Raw genomic sequence first — 22,998 nt, forward strand, 5'->3', positions numbered from 1 at the left:
GAAAATTTCGTGAATTAAACTCTTTCTATTTTTTTATTTTATTGGCATAATATAAATCAATTAGTCTATTTGATTTGGAACGGGATAGGGAAAATAAAAAAAGAAGGTGCAAATATGTCAAATCATCAATATACGATGAAAGAAGCGTTTATGTTCAGTCAGCGTATGGCACAATTGTCTAAAGCACTATGGAAAGCCGTTGAAAAAGATTGGCAGCGCTGGATTAAACCGTACGATTTAAACATTAATGAACATCATATTCTTTGGATTGCGTATCATTTAAAAGGTGCCTCCATAACGGACGTTGCGAACTTCGGCGTGATGCACGTATCGACCGCTTTTAATTTTTCGAAAAAGCTGGAAGAGCGCGGATTTTTAACTTTTTCTAAAAAAGAAGAAGATAAACGAAACACGTACATCGAAATTACAAAAGAAGGCGAGCAGCTGATTTTCGACTTAATGGAGCAGTATGACCCCGAAACAAACCTTGTGTTTTCAGGCAATGAACCGCTTCGTGAATTGTTCGGGAAATTCCCAGATCTCGCCGAACTGATGGCTATTATTAAAAATATTTACGGTGATGACTTCATGGACATTTTTGAAACATCTATCCATAATATTGAAAAAGACTTTAATGAGGAGAGCGGAAAATTAAAGCAGGCAGCACAAACAAAAACATCCGGTTAAGCAACGAGCAGTCCCGATGTTTTTATTTTTATAAAAATTACACTTGCTTTTTAAGCTCTTCCGTCGTAAATTATGTATTATTATGTACGGCGGAGGTTATGTTTTATGAAGTGCTGGCGAATTTATAATTTCGAAAAAACATATGGTTTTAATAAACTGTTTTTCGTTTCATTCGTGACGACGATGATTGTTTTTTCACTCGCCTTTTCATCTATGCAGTCTTATTATTCAGAGCCACTATATGCAACAGGTTTTGCCTGGTTTGCTGCCGGCCTTCTCGCGGTTTATCCGCTTCATAAATTGATTCACCTCCTCTCAGTGGTCACACTTCGTCCAAAAATGACGTGGGAGCTAAAATATTCTTTTTTGCCAGTTTTAACCGTGACTACTCGAAAACCGGTCTCTAAAAACCGGTTTATTACTTGCTTAATATTGCCATTTCTCATTATGACGCCCCTTCTTTTAGCCAGTGCCGCACTATTGCCGCACTATTTGCACTATTTCACAATAGCTGCGGCTTTTCATACTGGCATTTGTTCATTTGACTTTCTTTATTTAAAGACGATTGTCTCATGCCCTAAGGACTCGATCATCGAAGAAGATATGGATGGATTTGAGATTTTAATTCCCGATGAACCACCCGCCTGGCGTTGACGCCGGCGGGTTCTGTTTTCATTTTAGACAACAGTTTGATATAGTAATTGATACAGGAGAAAAAGGGGGAGGTTATACTGTGATTGCGCTTATGATTACGTTTGTTATTTTTTCAATATTTATTTTGTTCCATATAAATCGAATGACGAACTTACTATGTATCCAAAAAGAAATTCCAGAAGAGCGCCATAAAAAAATTTTCCGGACAGTGAATATTTTAATCGTCATCTTGCTGTCCACTTCTTACATTGAAATACTATACGTCTAGATCCGCCTTTCCTTTTCCATGTTCTTGAATTATGTTATAGTTGTTTGTGATATCTAGACTAAAATTTCTGTCACGATACGACAGATGATAACTAGGGAGTTGTTATTTGGATGAAGAAATGGGCACTACCTCTTTCACTAGCAGCAGGTGTTCTCGCACTTTCTGGCTGCAATGGAGACGGCAACGTCATCGCAACATCAAAAGCAGGCGACGTTACCGACATGGAATTGTATGCAGAAATGAAGGAAAAATTCGGTCCACAAATGGAGCAGGCACTGCAAGAATTAATGCAGAAAAAAGTCCTCTCTGAAAAATATGAGGTAACGGATAAAGAGCTGGAAAAAGAAATGAAAACAGCAAAAGAACAGCTCGGCGATCAGTATGAAATGTTTTTAGCACAATATAGCCTTGACGAAGACGGCTTTAAAGAATTTTTGAAGCTTGAACTTCTCCGTGAAAAAGCAGCGCTCGCTGATGTAAAAATAACAGATGATGAAGTGAAAAAATATTACGATACTTGGCAGCCTGAAATTAATGTAAGCCACATTCTCGTTGAAGATGAAGCGAAAGCGAAAGAAGTACAGCAAAAGCTCGCTGATGGTGGGGACTTTGCCAAACTTGCTAAAGAATATTCAACCGATCCTGGTTCAGCTGAAAATGGTGGAAGCCTCGGCTGGATTGATAACGCAGGACGTGCACAGTTCGTTCCCGAGTTTACAAAAGCACTTGGCACATTAAAAGTAAATGAAGTGAGTAAACCTGTAAAGTCCGATTATGGTTATCACATCATTAAAATTACAGAACAAAAAGAAAAAGGCTCTTTCAAAGACATGAAAGATCAGATGACAAATGAATTGAAAAAATCCAAAATTGATTCTGATACTCTTCAAACAAAGCTTGATAAAGAAATGAAAGCAGCAGATGTGAAAGTCACAGATGAAGACTTAAAAGGCGCATTTGAAACAGAAGATGACGCAAAATCAAAAGAAGCAAAATAAAAAAGCACCTTCACGGGTGCTTTTTTATTTTATAAACAGTGGTTTATAAAAAGATCGGTTATCAAGTGGAAAAATACGCTCGGAAAACTCACCGGGCTTCGTTCGTTCCATCGCTCGGTCAAGCATATTCATTTTCGCATCGAGGTTATCAATATAATGGAGCATTTCTGCTTCCTTAATCATCGGCGGCTTCGGACTCCCCCATTCCGCTTTCCCATGGTGGGACAAGACCACATGTTGAAGGACCATCACTTCTTCTCCTTCAATGCCAAGCTCTTTCGCCATCTGGCCGATTTCATTTACCATAATGGAAATATGGCCAATCAAGTTCCCTTCCGCTGTATATGTCGTCGCGACTGGACCCGATAATTCCGTTACTTTGCCAAGATCATGTAAAATGACGCCAGCATAAAGTAAATCACGATCCAATGATGGATAAAGATCCGCGACGGATTTCGCTAGCTTTAGCATCGATACAACGTGATACGCAAGACCAGATACAAATTCATGATGATTTTTCGTAGCAGCTGGGTATTCAAGAAATGGTTGATAGTATTTTTTCAATAAAGAACGGGTAATGCGCTGTATATGCGGATTTTTCATTTCAAAAATAAACTGCGTAATCGTCTCGGCCATTTCTTCCTGGCTAAGCGGAGCTGTTTCGACAAAGTCTCCTGCATCCATTCCATCTTGCTGTGATGCCGGACGAATTTGACGAAGTTTCAACTGCATCCGTCCGCGGTAATTTTGAATGTCACCCGCTACTTTTACAATAGTCTGCGGTGCATACATTTTTACGGTCTCATCTTTTGCATCCCATAATTTCGCTTCAATTTCTCCACTCGTATCTTGCAGCATAAGCGTTAAATATGGATTTCCATTCACGGCTGTACTTTTGACAGCCGATCTGATCATTAAAAAGCAATCCACGCTTTCGCCTGCTTCATACTGTGTAATTCCTTTATCCAAGACGTCACCCTCCTCTTTACACTCTTCTGCTAATTATATCACAGATCATACGTTCTTTTAATAAAGATCATGCTTTTTTCTTCACTGAAAATCGTATACAATAATCGTATCACGTCTACAAGGGGATTGAAAATGTATAAACTAACTGTTTTTAAAAAAGACGGAAAAAAATTGCTTGATCAATCTTTTGAAGCCAAAACGGATGATGAAGCGAAAGATCGAGGTTCACAAATTTTACACGCGCATGCATATGAAAATTATACCTATCGTTGCACATCCCCCGAAGGAAAATTACTTCTTTTCCATGAATAGAAGGAAGCGCGTTCAAAAAAATTGAATGCGCTTTTTTACTGGTTGTTAAAGATCGGCTTGCGTTTTTCTAAAAAGGCGCGAAGCCCTTCATGATGATCGTCACTTTCGCGCATTTTCAACTGTCCATGTTTTTCAAGCTCAAGTGTTTTTAAAAGCTGTGGTCTGTTTAAGTCGGCTATTATTTTTTTCGTTTTAATCATTGCCTGAAGCGGCTTTTGATGAAGTTCATTGATCAGATAAGCTACTTCTTCCTTTATCGTACCCGATGCAACAGCACGATCTGCAAGCCCCATTTCTGCGGCTTCTGTCCCACTCATTACTTTTCCATCCCAGATCACTTTTTTCGTTTTGATCGGCCCGATACGTTTCTCAAGCATAAAGTGAGCACCACCATGTGGAATTAAACCGATATCAATAAAATTCATCGCCAATTTCGAATCCGTTTCGCATAAGATAAAATCAGCTGCAAGAGCAATGCTAAGCCCAAGACCAGCAGCTGCACCGTGAATAGCTGCTATGGTCAGCTTTGGCATTGAATAAAACGCCAATGCAATGTCTGTTACTGTGTCCTTAATACCATTAAACTGTGGTTCATCTATCGTTGACATCATTTCTTTTATGTCTCCCCCAGCTGAAAAAACGGGGCCCGCACCGGATAAAACGACGATTTTCACATCACTATTTCCACTTATCTCTTTTAAATATTCACACAGTTCTTTCATCAATGCAGTATTCAACGCGTTCATCGACTCCGGCCGGTTTAATTGAATGTATGCTGTTTCCCCTTCAATTAAACAAAGTAGATTTTCCATCTTTTCGCCCCCCGTCATTCTATTTTAAGCATATAAAAAAATAAAATGAAACTTTCTTCAATAAGTGTTTACCATCCATCCCTCTTCAGTAAACGATTTTTTGTCATTTTTCACGCATACGGGGAAAAGACGCTCCCCGATCATGTAGGGAACGCCATCACAATCAGTGCTTGTACAATACCGATCAAGCCACCAAGCAAAGCGCCGAGCAGTGTTATCATTTTTAATTCACGATATGTGATATCAAGAACAATCCTTTCTAACCGGGCTATCGAGAACGTTTCAATTTGCTTGCGGACAATATCGGCGATTTTCAGTTTTTTCATAAACCCCGGAATGTATACCATCATTTTCATAATACCTTTATCCATTATTTCCGGAATGAGTACGCCAATGATTTTTTCTTCAAATGGAAGCGCATAGGCTGATACTGGCTTATTTAAAATCATTTGAATATCTAGTTGTCCGATAACGAATTTCTTCGCTTTATTCTTAACTTTCTCATCAGAAAATTGATCAAATACGTCCGCCCATTTCCACTCATTTATTTTATCCCATTCATTTTTCAAAATAACATTCAATAAGTCTTTCGTGCCCGGGCTCGTTAAAAACTTTATCATTTCCGAACGAATTTTATCTTCAATCGGCGTGTTGCCTAGCACCATTTGGATCATCCCTCCAAACTTGCCTCTTTCTCGGAGAAAATTATTGGTCATTTTTTTCACACGATAACGGCCGACTTCACCAGAAAAATATTCAACACCTTTTTGTAAAATATAAGAAGACACTTCTGGAATTTTGCTTTCCATTTTATCAAGCCATTCGACTGGCAGCGATTCTTTTACAGTTTGATCGATATAAAAATCTTTAATGGAATTGTATTTTTGATCAATCCATTCATTTATTTTTACTTCTACTTTTAAGCCAGCTTCCGGAATGTGTACTTTTTCGAAAAATTCTGTTACCGTTATGTCAGATTGGATCCACTTTTTCACTTTTGCCTGCAAAAATGATTCCATTTCACTGCGAAATTCAGATTCGTTTAATTTTTGTTCAATCGTTTCCGGTGTTAATAACTGTTCATCAACAATTTTGCCCACCTGCTTTGCCAGTTCTGCACGTCGTTTCGGGATTAATCCTGGTGTGAATGGAATACGCCATTTGCCAATATAGCGGACCTTATGGGGTCTGAAGAGCATTTGAATCGCTACTGCATTCGTGACACCGCCAATCACCGCACCAATGACACCCATAAATAAAATAAGCCAAAGATCATTCAACATTTTTCCACCTTCCATGTATGTAAAAACGATACCGATTCCCAGACGGAACGGCATCGCTTCAGCTTTCTGCTTTTTAGCCACTATATGACGCTTCTTAAATCGCATTGCCTGCTTTTTATTCCATTAATAGGTAATTATATATGGATATTATAGCATATCACCCAAAAAAATACTTGTGAGGTCTACTCCCCATTAATAGGAAACAACTACCTGCTTATACTTTGTATAAATGATTGCGTACAATCCATACTACTAGCATAATCAACAACGGGTCGCACCGGCAGCTCCGGGCGATCAATCATACGCGGCGGTGCAACTCCGTCAGACCCGGCCAAAACAAGAAAAGGGAGATGAACAGTAATGGCAAACAACAACAACAGCAGTTCAAATCAATTGGTCGCTCCAGGTGCACAACAAGCAATTGATCAAATGAAGTATGAAATCGCGTCTGAATTTGGTGTTCAGTTAGGTGCTGACTCAACATCCCGTGCAAATGGTTCTGTTGGTGGCGAAATTACAAAACGTCTTGTTCAAATGGCCGAACAGCAATTAAGCGGCTTCCAAAAGTAAATATTTAAAAGGGGAGCCATCTCAAAAGCTAGACTTTTGAGATGGCTCTTTATTATTTTTTCTTCTTTTTCTTTTCAGACAGATTCACCATTTGCAGTGGATCAATCCAGCGGTCATATTCTTCTTCGTTCAAATAGCCTGATGCAAGTGCTGCTTCTTTTAGCGTTGTCCCCTCTTTATGTGCCGTCTTAGCGATTTTCGCTGCTTTTTCATAACCGATATGCGGATTCAGTGCTGTCACGAGCATAAGCGACTGTTCCATTAATCCACGGATGACGTCGAGATTCGCTTCAATTCCTGATGCACAGCGTTCATCAAATGATCGAATTCCATCTGCTAGCAGGCGAATTGATTGGAGCGTGTTATATACGATAACCGGCTTGAACACATTTAATTCAAAATTCCCCTGACTTGCAGCAAATCCGACGGCTGCATCATTGCCGAATACTTGAACAGCTACCATCGTGAGTGCTTCACTTTGCGTCGGATTCACTTTCCCTGGCATAATGGAACTACCCGGTTCATTTGCTGGAATCGATAATTCCCCAAGGCCGCTTCTTGGACCACTTGCAAGCCAGCGAACGTCATTGGCTATTTTCATTGAATCAGCTGCCAATGCTTTTAAGGCACCATGTACAAAGACCATTTCATCATGACTCGTTAACGCATGAAACTTATTTTTCGATGAAACAAACGAATAACCGGTCTGCTTTTTTAACTGTTTCGCTGTTTGTTCACCAAATGTTGAATCCGCATTAATACCGGTTCCGACCGCTGTCCCTCCGATGGCCAGATTTAGCAGCCCTTCTTTAGCCTGGTCAATCATTTCTTCACTGCGGACAATCATATGACGCCATCCTGAAATTTCTTGACCGAGCGTTAACGGCGTCGCATCCTGCAAATGAGTACGGCCGATTTTAATAACATCCATATATTTTTTTTCTTTCTTTTTCAACGTCTTCTTAAATTGCTCCAATGCCACTTTTAAACGTTTTTCAATCTCATCGTACACTGCAATATGCATAGCCGTTGGAAATGTATCATTCGAGCTTTGTGACATGTTCACATCATCATTTGGATGAATAAATCCCTCTTTTCCCGCAAGCTCTGAAGCACGTCTCGCCACCACTTCATTCACATTCATATTGGATTGCGTGCCGCTTCCTGTCTGCCAGACGACGAGTGGAAAATGTTGATCCCATTTGCCCGCTAAAATTTCATCACACGCTTCAATAATCACGTTCATTTTGTTTTCAGGCAGCTTGCCAAGTTCACCATTTGCGGCAGCCGCTGCTTTTTTTAAATGAGCAAAAGCATAAATCATTTCAATCGGCATTTTTTCCGTTCCAATTGGGAAGTTTTCCACACTGCGCTGTGTCTGTGCCCCCCAATATTTATCTGCTGGCACTTTCATTTCACCGAGAGTATCATGTTCAATTCGAAACTCCATTATTCATTCCTCCTTCAAAATTCATCTATTTACACGTTTCCCTTTTTCCGGCACATCATGCCTTCAAAATAGAATAACGGTATAAAAATTCCAAACAGTTCATAAATCTTTCTTCTTTTTATTACTTTTTCATAAAAGGTTTATGTAGTAGAAATGACGGGAACATGATTCAAAACAGGTGCTTATGAGGTGACGTAGATATGTTAAAAACAATTTTAATGATTATTGGTGCCATTGTTGTTATTTCATGGATTATTTCGATGTTTTAACATACAAAAGAAGGATTCCTTGACGGAATCCTTCTTTTTTAGCTGTATTGTTGGCCATACACTTTTTCTTCGTATTGACGAATGTAATCTTCCTCTGTAAGAGTAACAGAAATCTCATCCCATCCGTTTAAAAGCATTTTTTTCCAGTATGGATCGATGTCGAAGTGAGCTACAAACCCATTTTCATCTTTTACCGATTGCTCTTCAAGGTCAACGTGTAAACGGTAGCCTTCTTCTTTTGAACGCTCCATAATCACCGCTACTTCTTCTTCCGTTAACTTAAGAGCAAGAATACCGTTTTTCACACTATTGTTATAAAAAATATCAGCATAGCTTGGCGCAATGATAATCCGGAATCCATAATCAAGTAATGCCCATGGCGCATGCTCACGTGATGAACCACATCCGAAATTTTCACCTGCAACAAGTATTTCGGCGCCTTCATATTGTGGCTGGTTCATGATGAAATCTTCTCGTTTATTGCCATCGTCATCAAAGCGCCAGTTATAAAAGACAAACTGACCAAAACCTTGACGCTCAATTCGTTTTAAAAATTGTTTTGGAATAATTTGATCCGTATCAATATTTGTACGGTTAAGTGGACAAACGACACCGGTAAATTGATTAATTGGCTGCATAATAGACCGCTCCTTTATTATGATTAATTGACGCTTGATAATTGGCGAACATCCGTAAAGTGACCCGTCACAGCTGCTGCTGCTGCCATTGTTGGGCTGACAAGATGTGTTCTAGCACCATTACCTTGACGTCCTTCAAAGTTACGGTTTGATGTTGATGCACAACGTTTGCCTGCCGGAACAATATCATCGTTCATCGCAAGACACATAGAGCATCCTGAGTCACGCCACTCGAACCCTGCTTCCATAAAGACTTTATCAATTCCTTCTGCCTCTGCTTGCTGCTTCACTGTTTGCGAACCCGGTACAACAATGGCTGTTACATTGTCTTTTACTTTACGACCTTTCGCTACTTCAGCTGCTGCACGTAAATCGCTAAGACGAGAGTTTGTACATGAGCCAATAAAAACGAAATCAACAGGGATATCAGTTAACTTTGTACCTGCTTCAAGGCCCATATAGTCAAGTGCAAGGCGAACCGATTCTTTATCTGCTTCACGCTCAAATTGGTCAGGTGATGGGACAGTACCTGAAATACCGCTGCCCATTGACGGATTTGTTCCCCATGTCATTTGCGGCTCGATTTCTGTTGCATCAATTTCAAGTGTTTTGTCGTATTCTGCTCCTTCATCTGTTGCCAAAGCCAGCCACTTTGCTGCTGCGGCTTCAAATTCTTCACCTTGGGGAGCATAGCGGCGTCCACGTAAGTATTCAACAGTTGTTTCATCAGGGCTTACGAGACCTGCACGTGCGCCTGCTTCAATAGACATATTGCAAATCGTCATGCGCTGTTCCATTGTTAAACTGCGGATTGCTTCACCTGTATATTCCATCACATAACCTGATCCAGCATTTACGCCAAATTTCGCAATAATCGCAAGGATGATGTCTTTTGACTGAACACCAAATCCAAGTTTTCCATTCACTTTAATTTGTAACGTTTTCGGACGTTGCTGCCAGATTGTCTGCGTAGCAAGAACATGTTCTACTTCACTTGTACCAATACCGAATGCAAGTGCACCGAACGCACCGTGTGTCGACGTATGACTGTCTCCACATACAATCGTTTTCCCTGGTTGTGTTAATCCAAGCTGTGGACCGATAACGTGCACAATCCCTTGATCTGGATGATCAATATCTGCAAGCTCAATACCAAATTCACGGCAGTTTTGCTCAAGTGTTTCAATTTGTTTTTTAGAAACTTGGTCATTAATGATGTGACGGTCAATCGTTGGTACGTTATGATCCATTGTCGCGTACGTTAAATCAGGCCGTCTGACGCGGCGTTCACTAATCCGCAATCCTTCAAATGCCTGTGGAGATGTTACTTCATGAACAAGATGTAAATCAATATAGAGAAGATCCGGTTTCCCTTCTGCTCTGTTTACAACATGATTTTCCCAAATTTTTTCGATAACGGTTTTCTTCGTCATGCCCAGTCCCTCCTCTTACATATGTGTATTTTTGATAAAAAACGGGGACCCCTTCCTTTCCTGCAATATTTGCAAGTAAGAATAGAATCCACCGTGGCTTTTCCCTTTACATATAAACGATAGTATCAGTTAAAACATCTGATCCGTTTGCTACACGTTGTGTCACGAGTTCAATCATTTTATCCGTTCCGACCACTGTACTGCCTTCCATTTGTAAATCCGGTGTGCAATATCCGTCGTTTAAGACAGACTGTACAGCACGCTCAATCGCTTCTCCTTCTTCACGCATGTTGAATGAATATTTCAACATAAGCGCAGCCGATAGAATCATCGCAAGCGGATTTGCTTTATTTTGTCCGGCAATATCCGGGGCAGAACCGTGGACCGGTTCGTATAGACCGAAGCCGCTTTCTGACAAACTTGCAGATGGCAGCATACCGAGTGAACCAGTAATCATGGATGCTTCATCACTCAAAATGTCGCCGAATAAGTTTTCTGTCACGATGACATCAAATTGTCCAGGGCTTGAGATAAGTTTCATCGCCGCAGCATCGACATACATATGATCAACTGTCACACTCGGATAATCTGATGCTTTTTCATTGACGATTTCACGCCACATACGGCTTGATTCAAGAACGTTCGCTTTATCAACAGACGTTAATTTGCCTCCGCGTCCGGCGGCAAATTCAAACGCTTTGACAACGATCCTTTCAATTTCAGCTCGTGTATACTGAAGAGTATCCACAACGACTTCATTGTTCTCACCGCGGCGTTCACTCGGTTTCCCAAAGTAAAGGCCACCTGTTAACTCACGGACGATCAGCATATTTACATTTTCGGCAATTTCAGGCTTAAGCGGAGAAGATTGCACGAGTTTCTGAAATGATGGAATCGGACGTAAATTCGCAAACAGTCCAAGTTCTTTACGAATCGCGAGCAAACCGCGCTCCGGACGTTCTGCTGACGGCAAGTTATCCCACTTTGGACCACCTACTGCACCGAGCAGCACAGCGTCACTATTCCGGGCAAGCCCCAGTGTTGATTCCGGAAGCGGCGTGTTATGTGCATCAATCGCTGCACCACCGATATCGGCATACTCAATTTCAAATTCGTGACCGAAACGCTTACCTGCTGCCTGCAAAACTGCAGCAGCTCCTGATGCGATTTCCCGGCCAATTCCATCACCTGGCAATACGGCAATTTTCTTCTTCACGTAAACCCCTCCGTTGCATTAAATATGTGCTTTTTCAACTCCAGATTGTCGTGCTTGTAATGTGACCGCACGATTAACTGCGTTTAAATACGCAAGCGCGGATGATTCAAGAACATCCTGTGCGGTGCCGCGGCCACTTGATTCCATTCCGTTCAATTGAACGCGGACATGTACTTCAGCGAGTGCATCTCGTCCGCCGCCAACCGAGTTGATTTTGTAATCAAGCAATTTCACTTCTTCGTCTACTATTCTTTCAAGCGTATTATAAATAGCTTCAACGCTTCCTGAACCGGTACTCGCTTCAGTTACAGTTGTCCCATCAGGCAAGACAGCTGAAATCGTTGCTGTCGGAATATGCTCTGTTCCATACTGAACTTGTATGCTTGACAATTCATAGCCTTTTACATCCGTTGCTTGCGTTTGCTTGTCTGCAAGAATGGAGAATAAATCTTCATCTGTAATTTCTTTTTTACGATCAGCAAGTTCTTTAAACGTTTTGAACGCATCATTAAGTTTTTCTTCTGTTAATTCAAAACCAAGTTCTGCTGCTTTACTTTTAAACGCATGGCGGCCGGAATGTTTCCCCATTACGAGCTTATTGGCATTTAGTCCAATCAATTCTGGCGTAATGATTTCGTATGTTGTCTTTTCTTTCAACACACCATCCTGGTGAATTCCTGATTCATGAGCAAATGCGTTGTCGCCAACGACTGCTTTATTTGCTGGGACAATCATGCCTGTCAACTTGCTGATCAAGTTGCTTGTGCGCTTAATTTCATTTAGCTTCAAACCAGTTGTCGCTTTGTAAAAATCGTTACGTGTGTAAAGAGCTACTGCCACTTCTTCAAGCGCCACATTACCCGCCCGTTCACCGATTCCATTAATTGTTCCTTCAACTTGACCCGCGCCGCCTTCAATCGCCGCAAGCGAGTTTGCTGTTGCCATGCCAAGATCATCATGACAATGAGTGGATAAAATCGCTTTGTCGATATTGCGGACATTTTGCGTCAAATATTGGAAGATTTCTTTAATTTCCCGCGGCGTAATATAACCGACCGTATCAGGGATATTAATAACCGTTGCACCAGCATCGATTGCTGCTTCTGCTACCCGTGCAAGGAAATCGAGTTCTGTTCGGCACGCATCTTCTGCAGAAAACTGTACTTTTGCAAAATTTTGTTTCGCATATTTAACAGATTCCACTGCACGTTCAACCACTTCTTCTTTACTCATCTTCAATTTATACTCTCGATGAATGGGGGAAGTTGCGATAAAGACATGAATGCGTGGTTCTTCTGACCCTTTTAACGCTTCCCATGCTGCATCAATATCTTTTTTGTTTGAGCGGGCAAGACCAGTTACAGAGCTGTTTTTAACGGTATTCGCAATTTGCTTAACAGCGTCGAGGTCACCGGGAGAAGCGGCTGGAAAGCCCGCTTCGATGACATCTACACCTAATCGTTCTAGTTGCTTTGCAATTTCGAGTTTTTCGATTGTATTTAAGTTTACACCTGCGGATTGTTCTCCATCACGCAAAGTTGTGTCAAAAATCTCAATTTTTTGCACCAGAACCCACTTCCTTTTTGCCTTGTTTAATAAATGGCATTAATGCACGTAGCTCTTTTCCAACAACTTCAAGTTGATGTTCACTTTCACGACGAGTGATTGCTGTAAACTCTGGACGGTTTAATTGGTTTTCCTGCAACCAGCCTTTTGCAAATTTACCTGTTTGGATATCAGTCAATACATCTTTCATGCGTGCTTTCGTTTCAGATGTAATTACGCGTGGTCCTGAAACGTAGTCACCCCATTGTGCTGTATCTGAGATTGAATAGCGCATGCCTTCAAGGCCGCCTTCATACATTAAGTCAACGATCAATTTTAATTCATGCAGGCATTCGAAATAAGCAATTTCCGGTTGGTATCCAGCTTCAACAAGTGTTTCGAAACCAGCTTTAACTAGTTCTGCTGTACCTCCGCAAAGAACGGCTTGCTCACCGAACAAATCTGTTTCTGTTTCTTCACGGAATGTTGTTTCAAGAATACCTGCGCGTCCTGCACCTACACCTTTTGCATAAGCAAGTGCGATATCTTTCGCTTGTCCTGTTACATCTTGATAAATAGCGAATAATGCAGGTACGCCTGCGCCTTGCTCATACGTGCGGCGAACAAGATGGCCCGGACCCTTTGGTGCAGCAAGGAATACGTCCACATCAGCCGGAGGTACGATTTGGTTAAAATGTACGTTAAAACCATGAGCAAATGCAAGAGCTTTTCCTGCAGTTAATTCAGGCTCGATTTCTGCTTTGTAAACAGCAGTTTGATATTCATCTGGAAGAAGGATCATGATAAGATCTCCTGCCGCACTTGCCTCACGTACTGTTTTCACGTCAAATCCGTCTGCAGTTGCTTGATCAAATGATTTACCTGGGCGAAGTCCTACCACTACATTTACGCCGCTTTCACGAAGGTTCAAGGCATGTGCATGGCCTTGAGAACCGTAACCGATGATTGCAACCGTTTTGTTAGAAAGAACCGCTTCGTTAATGTCACCATTGTAATATACTTTTGTCATTTTCTTCATCCTCCAAAAATTGTTTGATTTTTTTTATTTTAATTTAAAATAGAAAACGGTTTTGATTCCGACACAAGGCGCTGTGAACCGCGTTTAATCGCTGTTTGTCCTGTGCGGGCTACTTCTTTAATTCCATAAGGACGAAGAAGTTCAATCATCGCTTCGATCTTTTCGAAGTTTCCGACAACTTGAATAGTAACACTATCTTTCGCCACGTCAATAATCGTTGCACGGAACGGCTCGATAATGACGTTAATTTCAGCACGCGTCTGCGGCGTCGTCATTACTTTGAGAAGCGCAAGTTCACGCGTCACAATGGCCTGATCCGTAATATCATTTACTTTTAATACATCAATTTGCTTGTTGAGCTGCTTTAGAACTTGCTCAACCATGCGGGCATCTTCCACATGAACGACGAATGTCATTTTTGACACGCCTTCCGTTTCCGTTGCACCGACTGTAATACTTTCAATATTAAACTGGCGGCGTGTAAATAATCCGGTAATCCGGTTTAAAACACCGCTCTGATTAAACACAGTTGCTGTTACAATTCGTTTCATTGCGGTTTCACTCCGATCATTTCATGAAGTCCTTTACCTGGCGCGATCATCGGATAAACCATTTCTTTCGGCTTAATGCGGCAGTCAATTAAGACTGGCTCGTTATCCGTCAATGTTTCGCGCAATACTTTCTCCGCTTCTTCCTCAGTCGAAACTTTGTAGCCTCGAATTCCGTATGAATCAGCCAATTTTACGAAGTCTGGCTGTACCGGGATAAGCGACTGTGAATAGCGCTCTTCGTAAAATGTTTCCTGCCATTGACGAACCATGCCGAGCGCCATGTTATTATATACAATAATTTTAACTGGCAGCTTTAATTCAGCAACAAGACCTAGCTCTTGCAGCGTCATCTGGAATCCTGCATCACCAGCAATCGCTACAACAGTTTTATCTGGTTTTGCAATTTGTGCACCGATCGCTGAAGGGAAACCGAAGCCCATTGTACCTAAACCGCCTGATGTTACCCATTGATCTGGTTTGTTGAAACCATAATATTGCGCTGTCCACATCTGATGCTGTCCAACGTCTGTCGTCACAATGGCATCGCCTTCTGTAATTTCGTGAATCATCTTCATTAAGAGTTGCGGTGAAATCCCTTCGCCATCTTCCGTATTCCAGAGTGGATTTTCCACTTTGTCCTGCTGCAGTTTTGCACGCCATTCATCTGCTTTTGGCGCTTCAAAATCAAGGCTCATAATCTTTTTCAATGCCGCACGGGCATCCGCAACGATCGGAATGTGTGTTTCAACATTTTTACCGATTTCAGCAGGATCAATATCAATATGAGCAACCGTTGCACTAGGTGCAAAATGAGCTAAATTTCCTGTCAAACGGTCATCGAATCGTGCACCGATATTAATAAGCAAGTCTGTTTCATAAAGGGCCTTATTCGCTGTATTTGTGCCATGCATGCCGCCCATGCCGAGGAACAATGGATGATTCGCCGGGAATCCACCAAGGCCAAGCAATGTGTTAACGACCGGAATTTGCATTTTTTCAACAAATTGAAGCAACTCTTTAGATGCTTTTGCATGCAACACTCCTGCTCCGGCCAGAATAACCGGTTTTTTCGCCTGTGCAAGCGCCCCCCGAAGCTTTTTCACTTGCAGACTATTCGGTTTAAAGTTCGGCTGATAGCCTGGAAGATCAACTTCCGTTACAAATTCAGGCTCACCGATCATGCCCGCAATATCTTTCGGAATATCGATTAATACTGGCCCCGGACGTCCTGTTGTCGCAATATGAAACGCTTCATGAACGATTCTTGGCAAATCATTCATATCACGAACTTGATAATTATGTTTTGTGATCGGCATTGTAATCCCAATAACATCTGCTTCCTGAAATGCATCTGTACCGATAACGCCTGTCGCAACCTGGCCTGTAAAAACAACAAGTGGAAGGGAATCCATCATTGCGTCCGTAATACCCGTTACAAGATTTGTCGCACCTGGACCGGACGTGGCAAGAACAACACCTGGCTTGCCGGATACACGTGCGTATCCTTCAGCTGCATGAATCGCTCCCTGCTCGTGTCGGGCTAAAATGTGACGAATTGGATTTTTATATAATGCATCATAAAGTGGAAGAACGGCTCCGCCTGGATATCCAAACATTACTTCTACATTTTCTTTTTTTAATGATTCAATGAATATATCGGCACCGTTCATCGGACCTGCTGACGCTGCTGTTGTGTCTACTTTCAATTCTTTTACCTTTGCATTTTGGTTCATTATTATTCTCCCTCCAAATATTGGTTTTTTCCGTATTGGCAAGAGGTGACTTCTTCAGGTCCTCAAGATAGGGGCACAAAAGCGTTACGACGGCTGGCTTGGTCGTCGGGCGAGTACCCATACACAGGACGCGGCAGCTCGCGAGCGTTGTCTTACTTAAACAAAAAGAAAAGTCTCTTCACGCCTGCGCCTGCCTAAACAGTATACGCAGGGGTGAAAAGACCTCATCACTTTTCACGGTACCACCCTGATTCACGGCACTTTTCTCAAATGCCGCCTTATGGACCATCGACCAACCGACCGGTCCTTTTGATAACGGGTGACTTGCACCCGGCTCTCCCTACTGGATGACGTTCAAGAAAGCACTCAGAGGGGATGTCGCGGTAGGATACATTCCCGGCTCTCAGCAATAACCGGTTCTCTGTGAAATGTAAGTTCCTACAACTTTTTCCTCGTCAACGTGTTGTATGTTCTGAATTCATTAAATTTTCATGACGCCGCCTGTATTAGCGGATGTAACAAGTTTCGCATAGCGTGCTAGCCAGCCTTTTTTAATTTTTGGTTCAGGCTGTACAAAGTCGGCTTTACGTGCTGCCAATTCTTCATCTGTTAAATCAACATTCATTGTACGATTTGTTAAGTCGATAATAATTTTATCACCATTTTTGATGAATGCAATAGGTCCACCTTCCGCTGCTTCCGGAGATATGTGTCCAATTGAAATACCGCGTGATGCACCGGAGAAACGTCCGTCTGTCATCAATGCAACTTGTTTACCTAGACCTCGTCCGGCAATAGCAGATGTTGGTGTTAACATTTCCGGCATACCCGGACCACCTTTTGGTCCTTCATAGCGAATGACAACAACATGTCCTTCTTTTACTGTACCATTGTTAATATTTTCAACTGCCTCATCTTGCGATTCAAAAACAATCGCTTCTCCTTCAAATACTTTAATGGAAGGATCGACGGCTCCAACTTTAATTACTCCGCCATCAGGCGCTATGTTCCCATACAGGATAGACAAGCCGCCAACTGGGCTGTAAGGATTTTCTTTCGGACGAATTACGTTTTCGTTTTTAATCTTTGCCTCTTTTACGTTTTCATAAACAGATTTACCTGTGATCGTAATCCGATCGTTATCGAGCGCGCCTTCGATTGAACAAAGCTCGTTAATAATCGCACTAATTCCGCCAGCATTATGAACATCGGCCATTGTGTAATCCGATGCCGGGCTGATTTTCGCTAAATATGGAATTCGTTTTGCCACTTCGTTAATCTCATTTAAATCATAATCAATTCCTGCTTCATTTGCAATCGCCAATGTGTGAAGTACCGTATTCGTTGAACCACCCATTGCCATGTCGAGCGCAAATGCATCGTCAATTGCTCTTTTCGTCACAATATCGCACGGTTTTAAGTCGTTTTCAATTGCATTCATTAAGTATTGTACCGCTTCTTTAATAAGACGATGACGCTCATTTGATGTTGCTAAAATCGTTGCGTTGCCCGGCGGTGTCAAACCGAGCATTTCCATCAATGAATTCATTGAGTTTGCAGTAAACATACCCGAACACGAACCACAGGTTGGACAGGCATTTGTTTCAATATCATTAAGCTCTTCTGCTGTAATTTTTCCTGATAGATGAGCGCCGACGCCTTCAAATACAGATGTCAGTGTAAGCGGCTGGCCTGTTGATGAGGTTCCGCCTTCCATCGGTCCTCCGGAAACGAAGACAGATGGGACGTTCGTTCTTACAGCCGCCATCAACATACCCGGTGTAATTTTATCACAATTTGGAATATAGAATACACCATCAAACCAGTGTGCATTAATAACGGTTTCTGCTGAATCCGCGATTAGTTCACGACTCGGAAGTGAATAGCGCATTCCGATGTGGCCCATTGCGATCCCGTCGTCGACACCAATTGTGTTGAATTCAAACGGAACACCGCCCGCTTCACGAATTTCTTTCTTTACGACTTCGGCAAATTTATTTAAGTGGACGTGACCCGGAATAATGTCTATATACGAGTTACACACCCCAATAAATGGTTTGTGTAAGTCTTGCGTCTTAACACCGGCTGCATAAAGCAAACTCCGATGTGGGGCGCGTTCGATCCCTTTTTTGATCATATCGCTGCGCATTGTATCTCCTCCAAGATGACTGGCCATGCATGCATGTATTCATTCATGCTTTTGACATAGTGGTAAAATATTTTTTAATCTGAAAATTAAATTTATATTGTGTTCAATGATAACGTGCTTTTCCACTTTGGTCAACACCTTTCAACCATTTTTCCGCCATAATTAGACTTATTTTTCAACCTTTTATGTCGAAAGCGGTTTCGTTTAAAACATTAATAAATAAGGCCGAATGGAATTCCATTCGGCCGCATGATTAAAACCATTCATTTAACTTATCAACAAATCGATCATACCAATTTTCTTCTTCTGTTTTTGCGTCTTGATCTATTGTATCGACATCAAATGACGTTTCTCCTATATCGGGCATTATTTCTTCGACAATTTCTGCAAACAATGGAACAGCACCATCCGAACTGTTGCCAGATAAGTAATTCGTTTCACTTACTTCTTCCACGCCTACCCAAACAGCCCCAACTAAATTTGGTGTATACCCGACAAACCATTGATCTTCCGTTCCGGTAATCCCTTCAATTGGCACTTGCGTTGAACCTGTTTTACCAGCAATATCAATACCGTCCACTTGCGCTTTTCGTCCCGATCCCCGCTCAACGACCCCAAGAAGCATCGATGTCATCGTATCTGATACTTCTTTTGTTGTAACTTTCACTTCTTTCGTTTCCCATTTGGGTTTAATATCGCCCTCTGGTCCAACAATTTTTTGAATAAAGAAGCTTTCTTTTCGAATCCCTCTATTCGAAAACGTCGTATATGCTTCAGCCATTTGAAGCGGTGACACTCTCGGTTTTATATCTCCGAGTGCGATCCCCAATGTTTCATCTTCCGTTTTAAAACCGAACCGGTGTAAGGCATTGAGTCCTTTTGTTAAACCTATTTGATCGAGCAGCCAGACAGTCGGGATATTGAGTGACTTTTCAACAGCTCGGTACATTGGTACTTCCCCTTCGTATGTGCCGCCGAAATTAGATGGAGAATACCCGCCTGCTCCTTCACCAAATGTCATTGGTTCATCTTTCAACATATCTGTCGGCTTGTACCCAGCTTCAAGAGCTGGCGTGTAGACAACAAGCGGTTTAATTGTAGAGCCCGGTGACTTTTTCATCTGCGTCGCAAAACTGAAACCACGGAATACATGTTCACCCCGCCGGCCAACAACAGCCAGTACACCACCTGTTTTCGGATCCATTAAAACAGTGGCACTTTGTGCATCTTCCCCACTTACCGTTTGAGGAAAAACGGAGCTGTTTTCGTATACATCTTCAAGTCCCGACTGTATATTCTGATCAAGTGTTGTATAAATATTGTAGCCTTGTGTAAGCAAATCATCTTGTGTTAAACCAAAACGCGAAATCGCTTCATTAATCACAGCATCTGCAAAATGCGCATATTTTCCTTTTAGCGGATCACCGCTCGTATCTTTAAGAACGACACTTGTATCCGCTGTTTCATCTGCCTGCTGCTGCGTTATATATCCGTATTTGACCATTTGATTTAAAACTACTTTCCGCCGGCCGAGCGCATTTTCCATATTGTCAATTGGATTGTAGCGTGACGGTGCTTTCACCATCCCCGCAAGCATCGATGATTCTGCTCTCGTTAAATCTGACACATCTTTTCCAAAATATTTTTTCGCTGCATTTTGAACGCCCCATGCACCATTTCCAAAATAGCTCGTATTTAAATACATCTCTAAAATTTCTTCTTTTTTATATACTTTTTCAATTTCAATCGCGAGAAATAGTTCCTCTATTTTTCGTCGATATGTTTTTTCTGGCGACAACAGCGCATTTTTCGTCAACTGCTGTGTAATTGTACTCGCTCCCTGCACGCGTGATCCTGCCATGACATTTGTAAAAGCGGCTCGGAATATGCCTTTCACATCAAATCCGCCGTGTTCATAAAAGCGACTATCCTCAACAGCGACGATCGCTTCCTGTAAATGCTCGGGTATCTTGTCAATGGATACACTATCTGTTCGGTTCGCAGAAAGTTTGCTTGCTTTGTCTCCGTCACGATCATAAATGATTGTCGACTGCGACAACCCTTGCTTTAATGTCTCCACATCCGCGGATTTCATAAAATAAAAACCAAATCCAAGTCCCACAAGTAAGACAATGGATGAGAGCAAAATTGTAATCTGCGTCATATGAAACTTGTGCCAAATATGTTTTATAAACCTTTTTATTACTTTCATTTCTGTCTTTTTCCCTTCTAAAAAATGCGGTACGGACTGTTCTCATTTTAAGCACACTCTGTCAAATTGCAACAAAAATGACTAAAAACAAGGCCTATCCCTATACGAATCGGGTACGTAATAAGTTCCACTCTATCAAAATAAAAAGATAAAAAAATAAGCGTGGCAGCTGCCCGCTTATTTTATTTCTGGTTTCTTTTTATCGTCATCGTCTTCCATAACATTTTTCATGCCACGTTTAAACTCGTGTAATGTTTGACCTGCTGCACGGCCTAGCTGCGGAAGTTTCGACGGTCCAAATAATAAAAGCGCCACAATTAAAATGATAGCTACTTCGCCAAATCCAAGATTCATTATGCATCAGGCTCCTTTGCGATGATTGTGCATATCCAGTATAATCGAAAAACATTTTTTTGAAAACAAAAAGGAAAATAATCGATATGCCCATTTTCTTTTTATCACTATTCATTTCATCCCTTTTTTCTGTTACTCGTATAACATGTATTTGAATGAAATATGTATACAATCACAAATATTATATATATTTCATTGCTGCTACTCCTCTTCAAAATTCAATCAAAAAATTTTTTCGAGTATGCTAAGATGAAAAACGTGTTAATTTTGCATACTACGTTTAACCTTCCACGAAGTTGGTAATATAGTACTGTTACGTTCGCATTATTGTCTAGCGAGTATTTTAGTTACTGATGCTTAATTTCTATAGGGACTGGGTATAAAAAGTATAACCATCATACTAAAGGGGTCAGCAGTCATGAAAAATAAAACAATCTTATTTCTGTCGCCTATTAATCATCTGAGCATGATGGCAGAAGGATGGGCAACCCGCTTAAATAAGCCATCCTGGAATGTGATCAGTACTTCTTGTATGAATGCTGATTACGATGTCTTACCTGTTGAAGCGATGAAAGAAGTTAATATTAACATTGAGAGTCAGACACCACATTCGCTTAAACCTCAGCTTGTTCATGATGCTGATGTCGTTGTTGCTATTTATGATTTTCAGCGTGACAGTTTACCGGCGCTTCCTGATGAAGCAGGACGGAAAGTATTACGCTGGAATATACCCAATCCAGTATATTATGAAAAAATGCCCGAGCGATGGGCGGCCTATCAGATCGTCTGTGATGAACTTGCCGTCAAAATAAAAGGGCTCGAAAAAGAGTTAATTATGGCCCCTTCTTCGAAATAACATTTGTCGAAGCAGGGGATTTTTTTGAAACTTCTTACGATTTTTGTACGTACATATTGTTGAAAGGCAGGGATTATATAGATGGAAACGAAAGAACAATTATTAGAAGAACTTGAATCGATTAAACGCTGGGAAAACGATCAAAAAGGATTATGGATCTGGGATAAACTTGCTCGTCTTCCATTTGCTTTTCTCGATCGAATGACTCCCTCATTTATCCAAAAACGAATCGGTGCCCTTCTGGATGAAATAGGTTACTACATTCAAAGCGGTGGCAAATATTTAACACAGCAGCGCGGTACTTTGAAAAAACTGGAACGCAATGCAGGAATGCCTGTTCATGCTATTGAAGATGTTACAAGTATTCCACTGAGAGCAATGGATGAAACAGCCCTTTCTATTCAGAAAACTCACGCAAGTGCTGCAACTGTACAAGGTGCCACAACCGGTGTCGGTGGGTTTTTAACACTTGCTGTAGATATTCCAGCAACGCTTGCTATTTCATTGAAAACATTGCAGGAAATCGCGGTTTCATACGGATATGATCCAAACGAACGTGAAGAGCGCATCTTTATTATTAAATGTTTGCAGTTTACGTCATCGGATGTAGTGGGCAAAAAAGCCATTTTACAGGAACTATCTGATTATACGAACCGCAGTAATAACAAACAAATCATTTCCCATTTGCAAGGCTGGCGTGAAGTCGTTCTTGGTTATCGAGAGCAATATGGCTTTAAAAAATTATTCCGTCTCGTACCGATTGTCGGCATTGTGTTCGGAGCCATATCAAACCGTTCCATGATTGAAGATATCGCCGATGCTGGCATGATGCTGTACCGGAAACGCCGTATTTTAGAACGGATGATATCTCTAGATGCAAAAAATGAATCTGAAAATCGCCTTTAACGCGGTTTCTCAGATTCGTTTTTTTTTCGTTAATTTGTCTATTTCATTTTTATCCCCGTATAAATAAAGCTTATCACCTCCTTGGATCATTTCT

At 41.4% G+C, this 22,998-nt stretch carries 22 protein-coding genes; 8 read left to right on the forward strand and 14 right to left on the reverse strand.

All coding sequences use genetic code 11. The features are described 5' to 3' along the window. Nucleotides 1–114: 114 nt before the first annotated feature. From AWH49_RS00355 to AWH49_RS00370, 4 genes are all read left to right on the forward strand, one after another. A complete protein-coding gene (locus AWH49_RS00355) occupies nucleotides 115–687 on the forward strand; it encodes an HTH-type transcriptional regulator Hpr (protein ID WP_063964297.1) in 573 nt (190 codons plus the stop codon). A gap of 105 nt (nucleotides 688–792) precedes the next feature. Beyond that, a complete protein-coding gene (locus AWH49_RS00360; RefSeq protein ID WP_034289142.1) occupies nucleotides 793–1,341 on the forward strand; it encodes a DUF3267 domain-containing protein in 549 nt (182 codons plus the stop codon). 79 nt (nucleotides 1,342–1,420) lie between these two features. Then, complete coding sequence (locus tag AWH49_RS00365; protein ID WP_018391742.1) at nucleotides 1,421–1,609, forward strand: hypothetical protein; 189 nt, start codon at nucleotides 1,421–1,423, stop codon at nucleotides 1,607–1,609. Between the two features lie 110 nt (nucleotides 1,610–1,719). Continuing rightward, nucleotides 1,720–2,607 carry a peptidylprolyl isomerase gene (locus AWH49_RS00370; RefSeq protein ID WP_063964298.1) on the forward strand — a complete coding sequence of 296 codons (888 nt, stop codon included), beginning with the start codon at nucleotides 1,720–1,722 and terminating at the stop codon, nucleotides 2,605–2,607. 24 nt (nucleotides 2,608–2,631) lie between these two features. Here the strand turns inward: AWH49_RS00370 and yhaM are convergent, their stop codons facing one another. Beyond that, nucleotides 2,632–3,576, reverse strand: a complete 945-nt coding sequence (gene yhaM, locus AWH49_RS00375) for a 3'-5' exoribonuclease YhaM (RefSeq protein WP_018391740.1) — start codon at nucleotides 3,574–3,576, stop codon at nucleotides 2,632–2,634. 132 nt (nucleotides 3,577–3,708) lie between these two features. Here yhaM and AWH49_RS00380 point away from each other — a divergent pair, with 132 nt between their 5' ends. Then, nucleotides 3,709–3,888 (forward strand): YhzD family protein, encoded by a 180-nt coding sequence (locus AWH49_RS00380; RefSeq protein ID WP_018391739.1) that lies wholly within the window; start codon nucleotides 3,709–3,711, stop codon nucleotides 3,886–3,888. Between the two features lie 35 nt (nucleotides 3,889–3,923). On the opposite strand, the gene AWH49_RS00385 is transcribed toward AWH49_RS00380, so the two are convergent. Next, the gene (locus AWH49_RS00385; RefSeq protein ID WP_018391738.1) at nucleotides 3,924–4,700 is read right to left on the reverse strand and encodes an enoyl-CoA hydratase; all 777 of its coding nucleotides are present in this window, start codon (nucleotides 4,698–4,700) and stop codon (nucleotides 3,924–3,926) included. Between the two features lie 140 nt (nucleotides 4,701–4,840). After that, nucleotides 4,841–6,064: a DUF445 family protein gene (locus AWH49_RS00390; RefSeq protein WP_157723646.1), complete on the reverse strand. Its 1,224-nt coding sequence runs from the start codon at nucleotides 6,062–6,064 to the stop codon at nucleotides 4,841–4,843. A 279-nt stretch (nucleotides 6,065–6,343) separates the two neighbouring features. On the opposite strand from AWH49_RS00390, the gene AWH49_RS00395 reads away from it, so the two are divergent. Further along, complete coding sequence (locus tag AWH49_RS00395; protein ID WP_018391736.1) at nucleotides 6,344–6,553, forward strand: alpha/beta-type small acid-soluble spore protein; 210 nt, start codon at nucleotides 6,344–6,346, stop codon at nucleotides 6,551–6,553. Nucleotides 6,554–6,605: 52 nt separating this feature from the next. Here the strand turns inward: AWH49_RS00395 and fumC are convergent, their stop codons facing one another. From fumC to AWH49_RS00450, 11 genes are all read right to left on the reverse strand, one after another. Continuing rightward, nucleotides 6,606–8,003, reverse strand: coding sequence for a class II fumarate hydratase (fumC, locus tag AWH49_RS00400; protein ID WP_063964299.1), 1,398 nt, complete (start codon nucleotides 8,001–8,003; stop codon nucleotides 6,606–6,608). Nucleotides 8,004–8,310: 307 nt separating this feature from the next. Then, complete coding sequence (leuD, locus tag AWH49_RS00405; protein WP_018391734.1) at nucleotides 8,311–8,910, reverse strand: 3-isopropylmalate dehydratase small subunit; 600 nt, start codon at nucleotides 8,908–8,910, stop codon at nucleotides 8,311–8,313. Between the two features lie 23 nt (nucleotides 8,911–8,933). Continuing rightward, nucleotides 8,934–10,343, reverse strand: a complete 1,410-nt coding sequence (gene leuC / locus AWH49_RS00410; protein WP_063964300.1) for a 3-isopropylmalate dehydratase large subunit — start codon at nucleotides 10,341–10,343, stop codon at nucleotides 8,934–8,936. Between the two features lie 106 nt (nucleotides 10,344–10,449). After that, the gene (gene leuB / locus AWH49_RS00415) at nucleotides 10,450–11,559 is read right to left on the reverse strand and encodes a 3-isopropylmalate dehydrogenase (protein ID WP_018391732.1); all 1,110 of its coding nucleotides are present in this window, start codon (nucleotides 11,557–11,559) and stop codon (nucleotides 10,450–10,452) included. 18 nt (nucleotides 11,560–11,577) lie between these two features. Then, complete coding sequence (locus AWH49_RS00420; RefSeq protein WP_063964301.1) at nucleotides 11,578–13,125, reverse strand: 2-isopropylmalate synthase; 1,548 nt, start codon at nucleotides 13,123–13,125, stop codon at nucleotides 11,578–11,580. Next, on the reverse strand, nucleotides 13,112–14,134 hold the full coding sequence (gene ilvC / locus AWH49_RS00425) for a ketol-acid reductoisomerase (protein WP_018391730.1): 1,023 nt from the start codon (nucleotides 14,132–14,134) through the stop codon (nucleotides 13,112–13,114). The genes AWH49_RS00420 and ilvC overlap by 14 nt, the downstream gene beginning before the upstream one ends. 38 nt (nucleotides 14,135–14,172) lie before the next feature. Beyond that, complete coding sequence (gene ilvN / locus AWH49_RS00430; protein WP_018391729.1) at nucleotides 14,173–14,694, reverse strand: acetolactate synthase small subunit; 522 nt, start codon at nucleotides 14,692–14,694, stop codon at nucleotides 14,173–14,175. Next, complete coding sequence (gene ilvB, locus AWH49_RS00435; protein WP_063964302.1) at nucleotides 14,691–16,427, reverse strand: acetolactate synthase large subunit; 1,737 nt, start codon at nucleotides 16,425–16,427, stop codon at nucleotides 14,691–14,693. Before ilvB ends, ilvN begins: the two co-directional genes overlap by 4 nt. Before the next feature lie 481 nt (nucleotides 16,428–16,908). After that, a complete protein-coding gene (gene ilvD, locus AWH49_RS00440; RefSeq protein ID WP_034289123.1) occupies nucleotides 16,909–18,576 on the reverse strand; it encodes a dihydroxy-acid dehydratase in 1,668 nt (555 codons plus the stop codon). 253 nt (nucleotides 18,577–18,829) lie between these two features. Next, nucleotides 18,830–20,740: a transglycosylase domain-containing protein gene (locus AWH49_RS00445; RefSeq protein WP_244886754.1), complete on the reverse strand. Its 1,911-nt coding sequence runs from the start codon at nucleotides 20,738–20,740 to the stop codon at nucleotides 18,830–18,832. 225 nt (nucleotides 20,741–20,965) lie between these two features. Then, complete coding sequence (locus tag AWH49_RS00450) at nucleotides 20,966–21,142, reverse strand: twin-arginine translocase TatA/TatE family subunit (protein ID WP_018391725.1); 177 nt, start codon at nucleotides 21,140–21,142, stop codon at nucleotides 20,966–20,968. 418 nt (nucleotides 21,143–21,560) lie between these two features. Here AWH49_RS00450 and AWH49_RS00455 point away from each other — a divergent pair, with 418 nt between their 5' ends. Both AWH49_RS00455 and AWH49_RS00460 read left to right on the forward strand, forming a co-directional pair. Further along, a complete protein-coding gene (locus AWH49_RS00455) occupies nucleotides 21,561–21,998 on the forward strand; it encodes a low molecular weight phosphatase family protein (RefSeq protein ID WP_063964304.1) in 438 nt (145 codons plus the stop codon). A gap of 81 nt (nucleotides 21,999–22,079) precedes the next feature. Further along, on the forward strand, nucleotides 22,080–22,904 hold the full coding sequence (locus tag AWH49_RS00460) for an EcsC family protein (protein WP_063964305.1): 825 nt from the start codon (nucleotides 22,080–22,082) through the stop codon (nucleotides 22,902–22,904). Nucleotides 22,905–22,998: the final 94 nt, after the last annotated feature.

This window comes from Domibacillus aminovorans, assembly GCF_001643235.1.
Lineage (GTDB): Bacteria > Bacillota > Bacilli > Bacillales > Domibacillaceae > Domibacillus > Domibacillus aminovorans.

What these genes read in the sequence shown, in the direction of transcription:
- AWH49_RS00355 (WP_063964297.1), top strand. Translation starts at nt 115, where the DNA reads ATGTCAAATCATCAATATACGATGAAAGAAGCGTTTATGTTCAGTCAG.
- AWH49_RS00360 (WP_034289142.1), top strand. Translation starts at nt 793, where the DNA reads ATGAAGTGCTGGCGAATTTATAATTTCGAAAAAACATATGGTTTTAAT.
- AWH49_RS00370 (WP_063964298.1), top strand. Translation starts at nt 1,720, where the DNA reads ATGAAGAAATGGGCACTACCTCTTTCACTAGCAGCAGGTGTTCTCGCA.
- AWH49_RS00380 (WP_018391739.1), top strand. Translation starts at nt 3,709, where the DNA reads ATGTATAAACTAACTGTTTTTAAAAAAGACGGAAAAAAATTGCTTGAT.
- AWH49_RS00385 (WP_018391738.1), bottom strand. Translation starts at nt 4,700, where the DNA reads ATGGAAAATCTACTTTGTTTAATTGAAGGGGAAACAGCATACATTCAA.
- AWH49_RS00395 (WP_018391736.1), top strand. Translation starts at nt 6,344, where the DNA reads ATGGCAAACAACAACAACAGCAGTTCAAATCAATTGGTCGCTCCAGGT.
- fumC (WP_063964299.1), bottom strand. Translation starts at nt 8,003, where the DNA reads ATGGAGTTTCGAATTGAACATGATACTCTCGGTGAAATGAAAGTGCCA.
- leuD (WP_018391734.1), bottom strand. Translation starts at nt 8,910, where the DNA reads ATGCAGCCAATTAATCAATTTACCGGTGTCGTTTGTCCACTTAACCGT.
- leuC (WP_063964300.1), bottom strand. Translation starts at nt 10,343, where the DNA reads ATGACGAAGAAAACCGTTATCGAAAAAATTTGGGAAAATCATGTTGTA.
- ilvC (WP_018391730.1), bottom strand. Translation starts at nt 14,134, where the DNA reads ATGACAAAAGTATATTACAATGGTGACATTAACGAAGCGGTTCTTTCT.
- ilvN (WP_018391729.1), bottom strand. Translation starts at nt 14,694, where the DNA reads ATGAAACGAATTGTAACAGCAACTGTGTTTAATCAGAGCGGTGTTTTA.
- ilvB (WP_063964302.1), bottom strand. Translation starts at nt 16,427, where the DNA reads ATGAACCAAAATGCAAAGGTAAAAGAATTGAAAGTAGACACAACAGCA.
- ilvD (WP_034289123.1), bottom strand. Translation starts at nt 18,576, where the DNA reads ATGCGCAGCGATATGATCAAAAAAGGGATCGAACGCGCCCCACATCGG.
- AWH49_RS00445 (WP_244886754.1), bottom strand. Translation starts at nt 20,740, where the DNA reads ATGACGCAGATTACAATTTTGCTCTCATCCATTGTCTTACTTGTGGGA.
- AWH49_RS00450 (WP_018391725.1), bottom strand. Translation starts at nt 21,142, where the DNA reads ATGAATCTTGGATTTGGCGAAGTAGCTATCATTTTAATTGTGGCGCTT.
- AWH49_RS00455 (WP_063964304.1), top strand. Translation starts at nt 21,561, where the DNA reads ATGAAAAATAAAACAATCTTATTTCTGTCGCCTATTAATCATCTGAGC.
- AWH49_RS00460 (WP_063964305.1), top strand. Translation starts at nt 22,080, where the DNA reads ATGGAAACGAAAGAACAATTATTAGAAGAACTTGAATCGATTAAACGC.